Origin of the sequence: Pseudoxanthomonas sp. USHLN014 (genome assembly GCF_037153335.1) — a bacterium.
Taxonomy (GTDB): Bacteria; Pseudomonadota; Gammaproteobacteria; order Xanthomonadales; family Xanthomonadaceae; genus Pseudoxanthomonas_A; species Pseudoxanthomonas_A winnipegensis.
This window is the reverse complement of the sequence record NZ_JBBCKO010000003.1, coordinates 388102-404786: the sequence shown is the minus strand read 5'-3', so window position 1 is coordinate 404786 and position 16685 is coordinate 388102. Positions and strand designations below refer to the sequence as shown.

At 69.3% G+C, this 16685-nt stretch carries 15 protein-coding genes; 5 read left to right on the top strand and 10 right to left on the bottom strand.

What is annotated here, in order from left to right; all coding sequences use genetic code 11:
• The first annotated feature begins 334 nt into the window (after positions 1–334).
• From WFQ05_RS08740 to WFQ05_RS08730, 3 genes are all read left to right on the top strand, one after another.
• The gene (locus WFQ05_RS08740) at positions 335–1360 is read left to right on the top strand and encodes a glucokinase (RefSeq protein ID WP_306995183.1); all 1026 of its coding nucleotides are present in this window, start codon (positions 335–337) and stop codon (positions 1358–1360) included.
• A gap of 156 nt (positions 1361–1516) precedes the next feature.
• The gene (locus WFQ05_RS08735) at positions 1517–4174 is read left to right on the top strand and encodes a TonB-dependent receptor (RefSeq protein ID WP_130525199.1); all 2658 of its coding nucleotides are present in this window, start codon (positions 1517–1519) and stop codon (positions 4172–4174) included.
• A 119-nt stretch (positions 4175–4293) separates the two neighbouring features.
• Positions 4294–6588, top strand: coding sequence for a family 20 glycosylhydrolase (locus WFQ05_RS08730; protein WP_337053480.1), 2295 nt, complete (start codon positions 4294–4296; stop codon positions 6586–6588).
• A 276-nt stretch (positions 6589–6864) separates the two neighbouring features.
• Here the strand turns inward: WFQ05_RS08730 and WFQ05_RS08725 are convergent, their stop codons facing one another.
• Positions 6865–7269 (bottom strand): VanZ family protein, encoded by a 405-nt coding sequence (locus tag WFQ05_RS08725; protein ID WP_130521691.1) that lies wholly within the window; start codon positions 7267–7269, stop codon positions 6865–6867.
• Positions 7257–8438, bottom strand: a complete 1182-nt coding sequence (locus WFQ05_RS08720) for an SAM-dependent methyltransferase (protein ID WP_337053573.1) — start codon at positions 8436–8438, stop codon at positions 7257–7259. Before WFQ05_RS08720 ends, WFQ05_RS08725 begins: the two co-directional genes overlap by 13 nt.
• 373 nt (positions 8439–8811) lie before the next feature.
• Between WFQ05_RS08720 and WFQ05_RS08715 the strand changes: the two genes are divergently transcribed.
• Positions 8812–9651 (top strand): 20S proteasome subunit A/B, encoded by an 840-nt coding sequence (locus WFQ05_RS08715; protein WP_130525202.1) that lies wholly within the window; start codon positions 8812–8814, stop codon positions 9649–9651.
• Between the two features lie 48 nt (positions 9652–9699).
• On the opposite strand, the gene WFQ05_RS08710 is transcribed toward WFQ05_RS08715, so the two are convergent.
• On the bottom strand, positions 9700–10641 hold the full coding sequence (locus WFQ05_RS08710; RefSeq protein WP_130521688.1) for an alpha-E domain-containing protein: 942 nt from the start codon (positions 10639–10641) through the stop codon (positions 9700–9702).
• A complete protein-coding gene (locus WFQ05_RS08705) occupies positions 10641–12086 on the bottom strand; it encodes a circularly permuted type 2 ATP-grasp protein (protein WP_306995176.1) in 1446 nt (481 codons plus the stop codon). The genes WFQ05_RS08710 and WFQ05_RS08705 overlap by 1 nt, the downstream gene beginning before the upstream one ends.
• 172 nt (positions 12087–12258) lie before the next feature.
• Here WFQ05_RS08705 and WFQ05_RS08700 point away from each other — a divergent pair, with 172 nt between their 5' ends.
• The gene (locus tag WFQ05_RS08700; protein ID WP_130535424.1) at positions 12259–12999 is read left to right on the top strand and encodes a pteridine reductase; all 741 of its coding nucleotides are present in this window, start codon (positions 12259–12261) and stop codon (positions 12997–12999) included.
• 118 nt (positions 13000–13117) lie between these two features.
• Here the strand turns inward: WFQ05_RS08700 and WFQ05_RS08695 are convergent, their stop codons facing one another.
• From WFQ05_RS08695 to ftsE, 6 genes are read right to left on the bottom strand one after another with little or no spacing between them, the layout of a single operon-like run.
• On the bottom strand, positions 13118–13243 hold the full coding sequence (locus WFQ05_RS08695; RefSeq protein ID WP_337053479.1) for a hypothetical protein: 126 nt from the start codon (positions 13241–13243) through the stop codon (positions 13118–13120).
• Positions 13244–13273: 30 nt separating this feature from the next.
• Positions 13274–13678 carry a 2-amino-4-hydroxy-6-hydroxymethyldihydropteridine diphosphokinase gene (locus WFQ05_RS08690; protein ID WP_286575696.1) on the bottom strand — a complete coding sequence of 135 codons (405 nt, stop codon included), beginning with the start codon at positions 13676–13678 and terminating at the stop codon, positions 13274–13276.
• A complete protein-coding gene (gene folB, locus WFQ05_RS08685) occupies positions 13675–14031 on the bottom strand; it encodes a dihydroneopterin aldolase (RefSeq protein WP_130525206.1) in 357 nt (118 codons plus the stop codon). Before folB ends, WFQ05_RS08690 begins: the two co-directional genes overlap by 4 nt.
• A gap of 5 nt (positions 14032–14036) precedes the next feature.
• On the bottom strand, positions 14037–14879 hold the full coding sequence (locus tag WFQ05_RS08680; RefSeq protein ID WP_130521684.1) for a response regulator: 843 nt from the start codon (positions 14877–14879) through the stop codon (positions 14037–14039).
• Between the two features lie 14 nt (positions 14880–14893).
• The gene (gene ftsX, locus WFQ05_RS08675; RefSeq protein ID WP_130532362.1) at positions 14894–15859 is read right to left on the bottom strand and encodes a permease-like cell division protein FtsX; all 966 of its coding nucleotides are present in this window, start codon (positions 15857–15859) and stop codon (positions 14894–14896) included.
• Positions 15860–15896: 37 nt separating this feature from the next.
• Positions 15897–16583 (bottom strand): cell division ATP-binding protein FtsE, encoded by a 687-nt coding sequence (gene ftsE, locus WFQ05_RS08670; protein WP_130521682.1) that lies wholly within the window; start codon positions 16581–16583, stop codon positions 15897–15899.
• Positions 16584–16685: the final 102 nt, after the last annotated feature.

Below are 16685 nucleotides of genomic sequence, written 5' to 3'. Positions count from 1 at the left end.
GGCGAGTCATCAGAAGCCTATCGTTGTCATAAGACGACCCAGATACCAATTTCCCCCGACCGGTTTACGCCCAGGATCGCGCACAACCAAAACGACCCCACCGCCTTTACCACCAACCCTCGCCGTCCCGTACCTCATTCCAATCAACGACTTGAGAGAGAACCTGCATGCCACCCCGCCTTCCGCAACCGTTTACAGCCCACGCCGACCCCGGCCGGCGCCCAGCAGATTTCGTTGACGCCCTGTTGACAACGTTGTCAACGCCGAATCAGACTCGATTCACGGTCGATGGCGGGGGACGCATCGACAGGGTCGTACCTCTCGGGAATCGGACGTGCCTGGCCAAGCCAACCCATCATTCGGAACTGCCATGACCACGGCCGCGCCCTTCATCGCCGCCGACGTGGGCGGCACGCATGTGCGCTTGGGGCTGGTCCGGCCGACCGGACACGACCTGCAGCCGGTCGAGATCCTCAGCTACCGCAAGTACGCCTGCGCCGATTACGGCGGGCTGGCCGAGATCATCGGCAACTTCCTCGATGGCCTGGACGGCCCGCGCGTGCGCCGGGGCGTGATCGCCAGCGCCGGCTTCCCGCTGGAAGACGGCACGGTGATCACCGCCAACCTGCCCTGGCGCCTGTCCCCGCGCGAGATCCAGGGCACGCTGGGCCTGGACGATCTGCGCCTGGTCAACGACTTCGAGGCCGTGGCCTATGCCGCCGCGCTGGTCGGCGACCAGGAAGTGCTGCGCCTGACCGGCCCGGCCACCGTGTCCGAGCGCGGGCCGACGCTGGTGCTCGGCCCCGGCACCGGCCTGGGCGGCGCGGTATGGATCCCGACCGGACGCAGCGCCACCGTGCTGGCCACCGAAGCCGGCCAGGCCGCGCTGAGCGTGGGCACCGAGCTGGAGATGCGCCTGCTGGCGCAGATGCTGAAGAAGCAGCCGCACGTGCCGGTCGAGCACGCCCTGTCCGGCCCCGGCCTGCTCAACCTCTACCGCACGCTGTGCGAGGTGCGCGGCGTGGCGCCCGAGCATTTCGCGCCCAACGCGGTCACCGCCGCGGCCGGCCACGACCCGCTGGCGCGCGAGGCGCTGGAGGTGTTCTGCGGCCTGCTGGGCAGCACGGTGGGCGACATGGCCCTGCTGTACGGCATCACCGGCGGGGTCTACCTGGCCGGCGGCATCCTGCCGCGCATCCGCGAGTTCCTGCTGCAGAGCAGCTTCGTCGAACGCTTCCTCAACAAGGGGCCGATGCGAGCGGCGCTGGAGCGCATTCCCGTGCGACTGGTCGAGCACGGGCAGCTGGGCGTCCTGGGCGCCGCCAACTGGTACCTCGGCCAGACACAACAACCGCACTGACGTCCTCGCACGCCGCCCTTTGGCGATCGCGCTGGACGGGACATTCGGCATCCGCATCACCTTGTCGTCCTTGAACACTGCTCGTTTTTCGCACCGCACCGATGTAAGGCCTGGCAGCCCACTGCCACAACCCAACTTCTAGACCGGGGAAGCATCATGACCTGCAAGAAATCCCTCCTCAGCGTGGCCATCCTGACCAGTCTGAGCTTCGCCGCTCAGGCCCAGCAGACCGACAGCAGCCAGACCGCCACCGACCTGGACACCGTCAAGGTCGTCGGCATCCGCGGCAGCCTGGAGCAATCGCTCAACACCAAGCGCGACGCCAGCTCGCACGTGGAAGCCGTCAGCGCCGAGGACATCGGCAAGCTGCCCGCCAAGAACGTGGCCGATACCCTGCGCGAACTGCCGGGCGTGAACATCGCCTCGTCCTCGGCCAGCGAAGGCGCCTTCGACGAAGCCGACCGCGTGTCCCTGCGCGGCACCAGCCCCAGCCTGACCCAGACCACCCTCAACGGCCACGGCATCGCCACCGGCGACTGGTTCGTGCTCTCGCAGGTGCAGACCGTTGGCCGCAGCGTCAGCTACTCCCTGCTGCCCTCCGAGATCGTCGACCAGGTCGTGGTGCACAAGTCCTCCGAGGCCAAGCTGGTCGAGGGCGGCGCGGCCGGTTCGGTCGACATCATCACCCGCAAGCCGCTGAACTTCGACAAGCCGCTGACCCTGGAAGGCTCCTTCGGCGCGGTCTACTCCGACCTGCCGGGCGACACCAAGCCGCAGTTCAGCGGCCTGCTCAACTGGAAGAACGACGCCGACACCTTCGGCATCCTGGTCCAGCCCTTCTACGAGAAACGCAGCCTGCGCCGCGATGGCCAGGAAGTGGTCGGCGGCTACGGCACCGCCACGGTCGGCGGCCAGAGCGTGCTGTATCCCAACCTGATCGGCGCCACGCTGTTCACCCAGGAGCGCGAGCGCCAGGGCGGCACGGTCGACCTGCAGTTCAAGGCCTCCGACGACCTGACCTTCGACCTCAACGGCTTCTACTCGAAGATGAAGGCGGACAACTACAACCGCAACTTTATGATCTGGGGCAGCCAGTTCGTCGGCGCCCAGACGCCGGACAGCTACACCGTCAACAACGGCGTGCTGACCAGCGCCAGCTACACCCCCAACGGCACCACCCCGTACGGCGTGTACGACATGATCTCGCGTCCGGGCGCCGAGTCCTCGACCAACTACGTCGCGCTCAACGCCGACTGGCACGTCAACGACAGCGTGGCGGTGAAGTTCGAGGCCGGCAGCAGCCACGGCGTGGGCAAGAGCCCGCATCAAAACGTGCTGGAAACCGGCATCTCGCCCACCGGCGGCACCGTCGGCTGGCAGATGCACGGCATCGGCAGCGTCATCGACGCCTCGCTGGGCACCGGCAACACGCCGACCACCCAGGTGCCGTCGGCCGGCTGGATCTTCGGTGACCAGGGCATCGAAGTGAAGGACAAGGAAAACTGGTTCGCCGCCGACAGCAGCTGGACCAACACCGAGGGCGTGTTCAGCTCGCTGGACTTCGGCGTGCGCTACACCGAGCACGAGCGCCACAACGACTTCGATATTGGCCAGGGCCCGCTCAACGGCATGCCGCCGCTGTCGGCGCTGCCGACCACCGGCGGTTCCTACCCGAGCGACTTCGGCGACGGCATCGGAGGTAACCTGCCGAGCGGCATCTGGTACTACACGCCGGGCCAGCTGGCCGCGATCGACGCCGCCTACGCCAACCGAGATCCGGTGACGCGCTTCAACTGGCAGAACGTCTACGGCGTGAAGGAAAACAACGGCGCGGTCTACCTGCAGGGCAACTTCGAGGGTGAGCGCTGGAGCGGCAACATCGGCGTGCGCTATGTCAGCACCTCCAGCACGGTGCGCTACAACCAGGGCGTGGCCGCCACCATCCCGGGCGCGATCACCGGCTCGGCCTTCGGCGCCTACCTGCCGATCGAGGCCAAGAACAGCTACAGCAAGCTGCTGCCCAGCGCGAACTTCAAGTTCGACTTCAGCGACGACCTGGTCGGCCGCGTGGCCGCGTCCAAGACCCTGACCCGCCCGGATTACTCGGCGCTGGCCGGCTCGCTGTCGCTGGATGACCTGACCCACACCGGCAGCGGCGGCAACCCCTACCTCAAGCCGCTGGTGTCGACCAACTTCGACCTCTCCCTGGAGTGGTACTTCATGCCGCGCGGCCTGCTGGCCGCCAGCGCCTTCTACATGAAGATGAAGGACTACATCGACGTGGGCGGCTCGCAGACCATCCAGTACAAGGACCAGCAGGCCAGCTTCGACCAGGGCACCGACGTCTACGCCAACTACCAGGTCACCGTGCCGGTCAACACCGACGCCAAGGTCAAGGGCGTGGAGCTGACCTACCAGCAGCCGATCGGCGAGCACTTCGGTACCAGCATCAACTACACCTACACCGATGGCGACACCGACACCGGCACGCCGATGTTCGGCACCTCGAAGAACACCTACAACGTGGCCGGCTACTTCGAGAACGACATCTTCAGCGCGCGCGTGTCCTGGAGCTACCGCGACAGCTTCTACGCCGGCGCCAGCCGCGCCACGCCGTTCTACCAGGACGACTTCGGCACGCTGTCGGCCTCGCTGGGCTGGAAGTTCAATGACCACCTCTCGCTCAGCCTGGACGGCCTGAACCTCAACAACCCCAAGGCCAAGTACTACACCGACAGCACGGTGGGCTTCCTGCCCTACGCGGTGTACTCCAACGGGCGCCAGTACTACCTCAACCTGCGCGCCAAGTTCTGATCGGCGCCAAGTTGTTGCATGCTTGACCCTTGAACGGGCCCGGACATGTCCGGGCCCGTTCATTTTTCGGCGGATCGCGCCCCGGCGCGGTCCCATGTCACGCACGAGGTGTTCAGAAGATGTCCCTGCCCCGCCGTCTTGGTCCTGTCCTGCGCGCCGCCGCCCTGCTGCTGTCCGTGGTCGCGCCTGCCGCGCTGGCCGCGCCGCTGCCGCTGATTCCCGCCCCGCAGTCGGCCGTGGCCGGCCAGGGCCGCTTCGCCCTGGCCGCCGGCATGCGGGTCGGGGCGCAGGGCGAGCCCGCGCGCCAGGCGGCCGAGCAGTTCATCGACCTGCTGCACAACAGCGGCGGCCCGGCGCTGGAACTGGCCGAGGAAGGCGAGGCGGCGCAGGCCCCGATCCAGTTCGTGCTCGATCCGGCCGCCGGCCCGGCCGAGGGCTACCGCCTGCAGGTCACGCCCGAGCGCATCAGCATCCGCGCCGCCGACGGCGCCGGTCTGTTCTATGGCGGCGTCAGCCTGTGGCAGCTGCTGCCGGCCGGCAAGGGCGCCACCGGCCTGGCCGCGGTGGATATCACCGATGCGCCGCGGCTGAAGTGGCGCGGGCTGATGCTCGATTCGGTGCGCCATTTCCAGAGCGTGGAAGAGGTCGAACGCCTGCTCGATGCGATGGCGGTGCACAAGCTCAACACCTTCCACTGGCACCTGGCCGACGACCAGGGCTGGCGCATCCAGATCGACCAGTACCCGCTGCTGACCCAGGTCGGCGGCTGCCGCATCCCGCTGGGCGAGGCGGGCGTGGGCGAGGACGGTCAGCCGATCCAGGAATGCGCCTTCTACACCAAGGAGCAGATCCGCGCGGTGGTGCGCTACGCCGCCAAGCGCCACATCACCGTGGTGCCGGAGATCGACATCCCCGGCCACGCCACCGCCGCCATCGCCGCGTATCCGGAGCTGGGCGTGGACCGGCCGCAGCTGCAGGTGGCCAACGGCGCGGGCGTGTATCCCAACCTGTTCAATGCCGATGAGGCCACGCTGACCTTCCTGGAGAACGTGCTGGGCGAGATGCTGCCGCTGTTCCCGGGCACCTTCTTCCACATCGGCGGCGACGAGGCGGTCAAGGATCGCTGGAAGGCCTCCAAGCACATGCAGGCGCGCATCAAGCAGCTGGGCCTGAAGGACGAGGAAGCCCTGCAGGGCTGGATGATCGATCGCCTGGGCACCTGGCTGGCCCAGCACGGCAAGCGCATCATCGGCTGGGACGAGATCCTGCTGGGCGGCCCGCTGCCCGAGGGCGCGGCGGTGATGTCCTGGCGCGGCACCGAGGGCGGCATCGAAGCGGCGCGCAAGGGCCACGACGTGGTCATGACCCCGGCTTCGCACCTGTACCTGGACTACCTGCAGACCGCCTCGCCGGCCGAGCCGCCGGGCCGGCCGCTGCAGATCCCGCTGCAGAAGCTGTACGCCTTCGACCCGGTGCCGGCCGAGCTGGACGCCAGCCAGCGCCAGCACATCATCGGCGTGCAGGCCAATGTCTGGACCGAGCACATGCACAACTTCGCGCGCGTCGAACACGCGGTGTTCCCGCGCCTGGCCGCGCTGGCCGAGGTCGCCTGGTCGCCGCAGGCCAGCCGCAACTTCGAAGACTTCAAGGCGCGCCTGCCCAACCTGCTGGCGCATTACCGCGCGCTGCACATCGGCTACGCGCGCACGCCGTTCCAGGTGCTGTTCGACACCCAGGCCAACGACGCTGGCACCCAGGCCACGGTGGCCCTGTCCGACCCGCTGGGCTATCCCGACATCCGCTACACCCTGGACGGCAGCGTGCCGGCGGCCGACTCGCCGGCCTATACCGTGCCGTTGACCGTGCCGGTGCCGACCACCGTGCAGGCGGCGGTGTTCTTCGACGGCAAGCCGCTGGCGCCGCCGACCGTGCTGGGGCTGACCACCGAGGCTCTGCGCACGCGCAGCGACGAGCAGTTGGCCATGTGCACCGACCAGCTGATGCTGCGGCTGGAGGACGACGGCCCGCGCGAAGGCGCACGCGCGGTCTTCAACGTGGACATCTTCAACCCGTGCTGGCTGTGGAAGGGCGCGCCGTTGAGCGGCATCGGCAAGGTGACGGTGCGCGCCGGGCGCATGCCGTACTTCTTCGAGCTGGCCCACGATGAGTCCAAGCGCAAGTTCAAGCCGGCCAAGACACCCTACGGCGAGCTGGTGATCCGCAACGGCTGCGACGGCCCGACCCTGGCCAGCCTGCCGCTGCCCAAGGCGCCGGCGGCCGACGGCTTCCTGACCCTGGAGGCGCCGCTGACCAACGCGCCGGCCAAGGCCGACCTGTGCGTCTACTTCACCGGCGACACGCGTCCCGAGATGTGGGTGCTGGATCGGATCACGCTGCAGCCCGCCGCGCCTTAAGGCGGCGGCGCTGACGTCGCGGCGAAGCGAGCTCCGGGCGAGCCCTTCGCCCTGTAGGGTCTCCAAACCGCCGAGGCAACGGTGCGGCGGGAGCGACTGTGCCCAAAATCTCGCCTGTAGAGCGGAGCTTGCTCCGCTGGGGTCTTCCCCACGAACCGCACGAAGAGCAGCGGAGCAAGCTCCGCTCTACAGGTGGGAGCCGCCATGGCGGCGAGGGGCTTTCCCGGGAAAGCCTCATCGCCACCGTGGAGGCTCTCACCGCGCTTTGCTTTTTAGTTAGCGGCGCGGGAACAAGCGCAGCAGCAGATCGCGCGCCGGCGTCCTGGCGACGAGCAGGCCCAGCGCCACGCCCAGCGCATCGGCCAGCGCATCGAAGGCATCTGGCGTGCGATCGACGGTGAACCAGCCCTGCAGGAACTCGATCAGCACCCCCAGCATCACCAGGCCAGCCCCGGCGCGCAGCAGCGCGCGCCTCGTCGCGAACAGCTGCACCGCGCACACGCCCAGCACGAAGAACGCGCTCGCATGCTGCAGCTTGTCTACGCCCGGCGCGACCTGGGGAATGTCATCGCCCGGCAGCAGGCAGGTGGTCACCACCACCGCCATCGCCAACACCCACAGGCCGACCCAGAAGGCCGGCCAGCGCAGCGGCTTCAGGGCCGGCGCGCTCACAGGCGCCACGTCAGATCGCCGGTGAGGAAGGCCGCGTCGAAGTTGCAGTCGCGCGCGAAGCCCATGCACTGGAAGCGCTCGCCCATCTCGTTGGGCAGGGTGAGCTTCTTGAACGCATTGCGCAGGCGCAGCGCGCCGGCCTCGTCGGCCTGCGCCTCGGCCTCGGCCAGGCGGTCCATCAGGCCGTTGCCGAGCAGGAAGCCGGCCTGCGTGGCATAGCCGGCCAGTTCGAAGCCGGCCCCGGTGCCGGCCTCGGCCAGCGCGGTGAAGTCCACCGACGCGGTCAGGTCCTGCAAGCCCGGCCAGCGGAAGACATCGCCATGCATGCGATGCCGGTAGAACGCCCGCAGCGTGCCGCTGCTGCGCTGGTCCAGGTAGTACTCCTTGCGCGGATAGCCGTAGTCGCAGAACAGCATCGCGCCGGACTTCAGGCCGCCGATCACCGCCTGCACCCAGTACGGCAGCTGCGGCAGCAGCTCGGAGCGGTAGCCGTCCTCGAACAGCACATCGCGATAGCGCTCCACGTGACGCACCGCCGCGGCCAGCAGCGGATCGGCCGGCCGGTCGGTGGTGACGAAGGCGCCCTGCCCGTCCAGCGCCACGTGCTCCTCGAACACCTCGCCCTCGCGCAGCACGAAGCGCGGCGTGGGCAGCGCATCAATCACCTCGTTGGCGAACACCACGCCGTTCCAGTCCTCGCCCGGCGGACCGTCCAGCCATTCCACGCAGTCGAATACCGGCGGGATCAGGCGCTTGCCCAGGCGTTCGCGCTGGCGCTGGCGCAGGTCGGCGCTGGGCTCCAGGATCCAGTACTTGTCCGGCATCGCGTCCAGCTGCAGCAGGCGCTTGAGCATGACCTCGGCGAACGCGCCACTGCCGCCGCCGATCTCCAGGAAGCAGGCCTGCGGCCCCAGCTGCTGCAGCACCGGCGCCAGCGCCCCGGACACGGCCGCGGCGAACAGCGGCCCCAGCTCCGGCCCGGTGACGAAGTCGCCGGCCTCGCCGAACTTGGCCGCCCCGGCGCTGTAATAGCCCAGCCCCGGCGTGTACAAGCAGCGCTCCATGAAGCGCGAGAACGGGATCGAACCGCCGGAAGCGGCGATTTCGCCGCGGATCAGCGCGGCCAGCTGCTCACTGTGCGCCAGGGCGTCGGCATCGGGCGTCGGCAGGTCGGTCATGCGGAAGGGGAGGGCCTGATGGGAGAGATCGGTCATGGTACCTGCCCGGTCCTGAGGGCTCGCCCACACGCGGGCCGATGCTGTCCGCAGTTCGTCCGCCTGCGACCCGGCCGTTGCTGGGGGTGCGCTCCGGGCACAGGCGCGCATCCGTCACGGTGCTGTCTTGACGTTGCTGACTGCGAAGCGCAACGGCGGATGGGCGCCTGCGTCGACGCAGATCGAGGCGATCGCCCGTCGCATCAGGCGTGGAGATGCCCGTGAAGACCGCGACCTGCGCATGAAACGCACTGGTTCCTCGTGCAACCACCGCGCGGCCCTAGCCAGCACCGGCGGGGCTGCCTATGATCGTGAAGCCTATTTCCCCGGTTTCCCCATGACCTATTGCGTCGGCATCGAAGTGGACGAAGGCCTGGTCTTCGCAGCGGACACCCGCACTAGCGCATCGTTCGACGATGTGCGCGTCTACCGCAAGATGCATGTGTTCGAGTACCCGGGCGACCGGGTGTTCGTGCTGCTCTCGGCCGGCAACCTGGCCACGACCCAGCTGACCATCTCGCGGCTCAAGCGCGACGCCGAGGATCCGGACTGCACGCGCAGCCTGCGCACGTTCAAGCATCTGTTCGAGGTGGCCGAGTACGTGGGCGAGGTGCTGGTGGCCAGCCAGGCCGCGGTGACCGACCAGGCCCAGCAGAGCGGCGTCAGCGTGCAGTCCACGCTGGTGCTGGGCGGGCAGATCGCCGGCGAGCGCCCGGGCCTGTACATGGTCTATCCGCTGGGCAACTGCATCGCCACCTCGCCCGAGACGCCCTATCTGCAGATCGGCGAGTCCAAGTACGGCAAGCCGATCCTGGACCGCATCCTGCGCCCCGGCACCACGCTGGAGGACGCGGCGCGCTGCGCGCTGGTCTCGCTGGATTCGACCATCCGCTCCAATCTGTCGGTGGGCATGCCGCTGGACATGGCGATCATCCGCGCCGGCGATCTGCGGATCAGCCAGCAACTGCGCCTGGAAGCCGACACGCCGCTGTACGCCGAGATCCACGACACCTGGTCGCGCAAGCTGGAAAACGCGGTGCGCACGCTGCCGCGCTTCCCCTGGGAGCCGCCGCGCGCAGGCGACGAGGCCGAGGAACGCGGCCCCGCGCCGGTCACCGCCCCGCCGCGGCGCATGGCGGCGCGGCTGGATCCGGGCGACGAGGCCGGGCAGCAGTAAGCGTAGCGAAGAGAGTCGAGGCAGCGCACTCGGCGCTGCATTCACTCCTCAGTTGTAGAAGTAACCCTCGACGATGGCCTGATGCAGATCGCTCAGGCGCGTCTGGATATCGTCCATGAAAGCGGCCGGATTCTGCGCGGCCAGCCACACCGGGTCGGCGTTGCGGGTCATGCCGACCACGCGGTTGAGATGACGGTCCACGCTCGGGCGCGGCGGCATGGTCGGCAGCACGTGCTGGGCGCGGGTCAGGCAGAACTGCACGCTGCGCGGGAATTCGGTGTTCTGCAGCAGGAAGCGCAGCGCATGCTCGCCGGTGACGCGCTGGCGGATATGGCGGCGATACATCTGATACGCCGCCAGCGAGCGCAGCACCGCCATCCACTGCATGTTGCGGAAGGCCTCGCGGTCTTCCTCGGTGCGCGGCGTGATCAGGCCCGAGGCGCCGGCATCGATGATGCGCGTGGTCATGTCGGCCTGTTCGATCCCGGTGCCCAGGCGCAGGAACTGGTAGCCGATGTCGCGGCTGACGTTGGCCGACAGCAGGCCGGAGACCTTCAGGCAGCCATCGACGGTGCGGTTGATGAACTCCTCGCGGTAGCGCCGCTGCAGCGCGCGCTCGCCGCTGGCGCCCACGTACAGGTGCAGGTCGTTGACCGCCTCCCACACCTCCTGCGGCAGCGCATCGCGGATGCCGCGCAGGATCTCGCGCGCCTGGGTCAGGGTGACGCGCAGCGAGGACGGATTGAGCTCGTCCAGCAGCAAAAAGCGCACCACCTCGGCATCGGCCACATCGGTGCCGGCATCGGGATGCAGCGCGTTGAACACCTCGCCGGCGCCGACGGTGTCGATCATCGGCCGCCAGGTGAAGCGCACCGAGCGTGGCAGGTCCAGCTGCAGCATGCTGCCCACGCCAACCAGGCGCGCGGTGTTCTCCGCGCGGCGGATGTAGCGGCTGAACCAGTACAGGTTGTCTGCGACGCGCGAGAGCATCAGGCGTCCCCCTCCTCGTCGACCACCCAGGTGTCCTTGGCGCCGCCGCCCTGCGAGGAATTGACCACCAGCGAGCCGGGCGTCATCGCCACGCGCGTCAATCCGCCGGTGGTCACGTAGGTGTCCTGGCGCGAGAGGATGAAGGGGCGCAGGTCCAGGTGTCGCGGCGAGGGGCCTTCGTCGGTGACGATCGGCGCGGTGGACAGGTTGAGCGTGGGCTGGGCCATGTAGTTGCGTGGATCGTCCTGGATCAGCCCGCGGAACTTCTCGCGCTCGGCGCTGCTGGCGCGCGGGCCGATCAGCATGCCGTAGCCGCCGGACTCGTTGGCCGGCTTGACCACCAGCTGGTCCAGGTGCTCGAGCACGTACTTGCGATCGGCATCGTCGTGGCACAGATAGCTGGGCACGTTGGGCAGGATCGGTTCCTGGTCCAGGTAGTACTTGATCATCTTGGGCACGTAGGCGAAGACCACCTTGTCGTCGGCCACGCCGGCGCCCGGGGCATTGGCCAGCGCCACCTTGCCGGCGCGCCAGCTGCGGATCAGGCCCGGCACGCCCAGCATCGAATCCGGGTGGAACACCTCCGGATCGATGAACAGATCGTCCACGCGCCGGTAGATCACGTCCACGCGCTGCGGGCCGTATACGGTGCGCATGTAGGTGCAGTCGTCGTCGGCGACGAACAGGTCCGAACCCTCGACCAGCTCGATGCCCATGGCCTGGGCCAGATAGGCGTGTTCGAAGTAGGCGCTGTTGAACACGCCCGGTGTCAGCAGCGCGATCACCGGCGCATCGCCCGGGCGCGGCGACAGCGCGGCCAGGGTCTCGTAGAGCTGGCTGGGGTATTCGTCCACCGGCAGGATCGAGCTGGTCTCGAACAGCTCCGGGAACACGCGCTTGGCTACCATGCGGTTCTCCAGCATGTAGCTCACGCCGGAGGGGATGCGCAGGTTGTCCTCCAGCGCGTACAGCGTGCCGTCGGCATCGCGCACCAGGTCCGAGCCGCAGATGTGCGCCCACACGCCCAACGGCGGGGTGATGCCCACGCACTGCGGACGGAAGTTGACCGAGTCGGCCAGCAGCATCGCCGGGAACACCTTGTCCTTGACGATCTGCTGCTTGCCGTAGATGTCGCCGATGAACAGGTTCAGCGCCTGCATGCGCTGCTTGAGGCCGGCTTCGGTGACCTCCCACTCGCGGCGCGGGATGATGCGCGGGATCAGGTCGAAGGGCAGCGTGCGGTCGACGTTGCGGCCATCGGAATAGACGGTGAAGGTGATGCCCATGACCCGGGCGGTGACGTCGGCGGCCAGCTGGCGCTCGGCCAGTTCGCGCCCCGAAAGCCCCTCCAGGTACTCGACCAGCCGACGCGCGGCGGGGCGCGGCTGGCCATCGGCCTGGATCAGCTCGTCAAACGTGGAAGTCCGATACTTCGCCCAGTCCATTCGCTCCGTTCCGATGCCCTTGCAGCCAGCGGAAAGCGGTCGCGACAGGGTTCTTCGGCAACATGCCCGCAAACCATGACCGGCGTCAAGCAATGCCGGCGGTGCGCGCGGCAGTCCGGCGCGGCGGCCGGCGATGCCACAATCGCGGTTCGTCCTCGCCGCGATGACCGCCATGTCCGACCAACCCCGCGTCGCCCTGATCACCGGTGCCGCCAAGCGCATCGGCGCGGCCATCGCCCGCGCCCTGCACGCCGACGGCTACGCGCTGGGCCTGCACTACCGCGCCTCGGCGCCGCAGATGCAGGCGCTGGTCGATGAGCTGGAAGCCGCGCGCCCGGGCAGCACGCTGATGCTGCAGGCCGAGCTGGCCGACACCGAGCGGCTGCCGGCGCTGGTCGAAGACACCGTGCGGCGTTTCGGCCGGCTCGACGCCCTGGTCAACAACGCCTCGGCCTACTACGCCACGCCGATCGGTACGGCCACGCCGGCGCAGTGGGACGCGCTGTTCGCCTCCAACGCGCGCGCGCCGTTCTTCCTCTCCCAGGCGGCCGCGCCGCATCTGGCGGCCAGCGGCGGGGCGATCGTGAGCATCGCCGACATCTATGCCCAGCGCCCGCTGCCGGAACACACGCTGTACTGCATGGCCAAGGCCGCGCTGGTGATGATGACCCAGTCGCTGGCGCGCGAACTGGGCCCGCGGGTGCGGGTCAACGCGATCGCGCCCGGCAACATCCTGTGGTCGGAGAACCCGACCAAGGCCGAGACCGAGGCCCTGCTGCGCGAGCGCGTGCCGCTGCAGCGCCAGGGCGCGCCGGAGGACATCGTCTCGGCGGTGCGCTGGCTGCTGGACGGCAACGCCTACATCAACGGCCAGGTGGTGGCGATCGACGGCGGGCGCTCGGTGTTCGTGTAGCGCGAAACGTGGGAGCAACCGTCTCCCGGACCAAATCGCCACCTCGTTGTAGAGCGGAGCTTGCTCCGCTGCTCTTCGGCCGGATCATCGGGAAAGCCCCAGCGGAGCGAGCTCCGCTCTACAGGGGGGAGCCGCGCAGCTGATCCAGCACGTCCTGCATCAGGTCCAGGAACAGCGCATGGCCCAGCTTGCGGTCGTCGCGTCGTAGAGCGGAGCTTGCTCCGCTGCGCTTCGGCCGGATCATCGCGAAAGCCCCAGCGGAGCGAGCTCCGCTCTACAGGTGGGAGCCGCGCAGCTGATCCAGCACGTCCTGCATCAGGTCCAGGAACAGCGCATGGCCCAACTTGCGGTCGTCGCGCCACAGCACGATGCCGTGGCCGTCGCATTCGCAGGCCAGGTCGATGTCGATTACGCAGTCGGCCGCATTCGGCGTGCGGCCCAGCGCGGCCTCGATCTGCTTGAGCCGCGCCGGTAGCGCCTCGCGCGTCAGCGCGGTGGCCAGCACCACGGCCTGGTTGTGGAAATGGCGCGAATCGCCGGCGCTGATGCTGGGCCCGCTGACCCGGCGCGAGGCCGCCTCGATCAGGCCCTCGACCGCCAGCGATTCGATCGCCCGCTCCAGCACCAGCGGCGAGGCCAGGCTGGTGCCGAGCAGCAGCACGTAACGATGGGTCTTCATGCGGCGTGGCGCACGATGCGCACGCCCACGCCGCGCGCAGCCGGCACGGCCTGCGGCTTGGTCACGCGCAGGGCGACGGTGCGGATCGGAAACGCGCGCAGCAGCTGCGCGGCGATGGTCTCGGCCAGCGCCTCGACCAGCGCGAAGGCCGAGCCGGCGCAGAGCTGCTCGATGGTCTGCGCCACCACCGCGTAATCGACCGTGTCGCCCAGCGCATCGCTGCTTCCGGCCGCGCGCGTGTCCATGGTCATCTCCACGTCGAACACCAGCGGCTGCGGGCCGGTCCGCTCGAAGTCGTACACGCCGATCAAGGCCTGCGTCCGCAGCCCGTCGATGAAAACCACATCGTCCATCGCGCTCATGCGTCCACGCGCCCGCCGGCCATGCGCGCCAGCCGCAGCTGGAACAGCACCTTGGTCACCAGCAGGCGTTCCTCGATCGGCTTGAGCACCAGGTCGTTGGCGCCGTCGCGCAGCAGCTCGGCCTGGTTGTCGCGGTTGCTGTCGCCGGTCATCACCAGGATGGGCAGGCGCCGCTTGCCGTAGCCGAAATCCACGCGCACGCGCTGGACGATGTCCACCCCGCTCAGCTCGCCCTTCAGGGTCACGTCGGTCAGCACCACGTCGAAGCGGATATCGGACAGGCCCAGCGACTCGGCGGTCAGCAGGCCGAAGGCATCCTCGGCGCGCAGCACGTGGACCACCTTAAGTCCATGCCGCTCGAGCATGCGCGTGGTGGTCTCGGCCACCACGCGGCTGTCCTCGACATAGAGCACGGTCGAGCCGGGCACCGGCTCGGGCTGCACGTAGCCGTGGATGAAGGCGGCCAGCGCCTCGTGGCCCAGCGCCTTGTCGAAATAGTCGGTGACGAATTCGGTGAAGCGGCGCTCCTCCAGGTGCTGCTGCGCCTCGCCGGAGACCACGATCACCGGCACATAGGCCTGGCCGGCGGATTCGCGCACCGCGCGCGCCACCTCCAGGCCGCTGCCGCTCTTGAGCGACAGCGCGGTGGTGACCAGGTCGACCGGCCCCTTGGCCAGCGCCTCGCGCGCCTCGGCCAGGGTCGCGCAGCCGACCACCTCGACCTGCGGCAGGTCGCGCTTGAGCACATCGGCGATCAGCTTGCGCACCATCTTGGAGCCGTCCACCACCATGACCCGTGGCGCGTCGCTGATCAGGTGCCGCAAGTCTTGGGGGGCCATAAGCGCGGGGGCGGTCAGGTGTCGGTCGGGCGGGTCTGGCGCAGGTAGTGCCCGGTCACCCACCAGGCCCCCAACCAGCCGATGATCAAGGCCGCCACCAATACCAGACCGGCGCGCGCCGGGTCCAGCCCGTCCAGCGCGAAGCGGCTGCCATAGCTCTGCGCCAGCGCCTCCAGGGGCGCGCGCAGGGCGGCCCCGGCCACCAGCACCAGGCCCAGCGCCAGCACCCCGGCGCCCAGGCCGTACCAGGCGCCCAGATAGATAAAGGGCCGACGGATGAAGCCGTCGCTGGCGCCCAGCAGCTGCAGCACGCCGATCTCCTCGCGCCGCGACTGGATGTCCAGGCGCACGGTGTTGCCCACCACCAGCGCCGCGCCCAGGCCGAACAGCGCCGCCAGCACCCACACCAGGCGCGTGCCGAAGCGCAGCCAGCCGTCCAGGCGCTGGCGCCAGACCGCGTCGTGCTGGACCACGTCGGCCTCGGGCAGCTGCTCCAGGGCCTGGGCCAGCGGCGCGTCGTCGCCGCTGGGGATCACCACCAGCTGCGCCGGCAGCGGGTTCTCGTCCAGCGCATCGATGGCCGCGTCCAGCCCGCTGAGCTTGCGGAAGTCGGCCAGGCCCTGCTCGGGCGTGCGCAGGTCCACGCGGGCCACGTCCGGGCGCGCACGGACCTCGTCGGCCAGCGCGCGGGCGCGCTCGGGCGAGGTGTCGCGCTTGAGGAACACGTCCACCTGGCGCGAGGCCTGCACGCTGCCGGCGAAGTGCTGCACGTTGCCCAGCGCCAGCCACAGGCCCAGCGGCAGGGCCAGGGCCACCGCCATCACGCCGATGGTCAGGGCCGTGGACCAGGGCCGGCGCAGCGCGCGGCCCAGGCTGGAGACGAAGCTGTACAGGTGCTGGTCCAGCCAGATGCCCACGCCCGAGCGCGGGCCGTCGACGCGGCGGTTGGGTTCGATCTTCGGGCCCGGTTCGTCGCTCATGCGCGCCCCCCTACGGAACTTGCGGACATCATGTCAGTCACTCGGCCAGGTCGTCGGGGCTGATGTCGTCCATCAGCCGGCCGTGGTCCAGGATCAGCACGCGCTTGCGCATGCGCTTGATCAGCGCCAGGTCGTGGCTGACCACCAGCACCGAGGTGCCGCGCTCGGGCATGGAGGCGAACAGCGACATGATCTCCGCGGCCAGGGTTGGGTCGAGGTTGCCGGTCGGTTCGTCGGCGACCAGCAGGCGCGGCTCGGACACGATCGCCCGGGCGATGCCCACGCGCTGCTGCTCGCCGGCCGAGAGCTGGGTCGGCAGCGCGCGCTCGCGATGGCCCAGGCCCAGGCGGGTCAGCACCTCGCGCACGCGCTTGCCGATGTCGCCGCGGCGGTCGCCGCGCAGGATCAGCGGCAGGGCCACGTTCTCGGCCACGGTGCGGTCGGTGAGCAGGCGATGGTCCTGATGCACCGCGCCGACATGGCGCCGGTGCAGCGGGATCTGGCGGCCGCGCACCTTGAGCAGGTTGCGCCCGTCGAACACCACCGCGCCGCGGCTGGGCCGCTCGCTCAGGTGCACCAGCCGCAGCAGCGTGCTCTTGCCGGCGCCGGAGTGGCCGGTGACGAACAGCATCTCGCCCTCGCCCACCTCGAAGCTGACATCGGACAAGGCCTCGTGGCCCCCGGGATAGAGCTTGCTGACGTTTTCGAAGCGCAGGACGGTCATGGCGCGATTATGCCCGCGCGACGCGAAGAACGAGTGCGCGACCCGTGGAGCGGGAAGCGGAGCGAGGAACGCGCGGCGGCGAAGCGGTCGCAGCGCCGATGC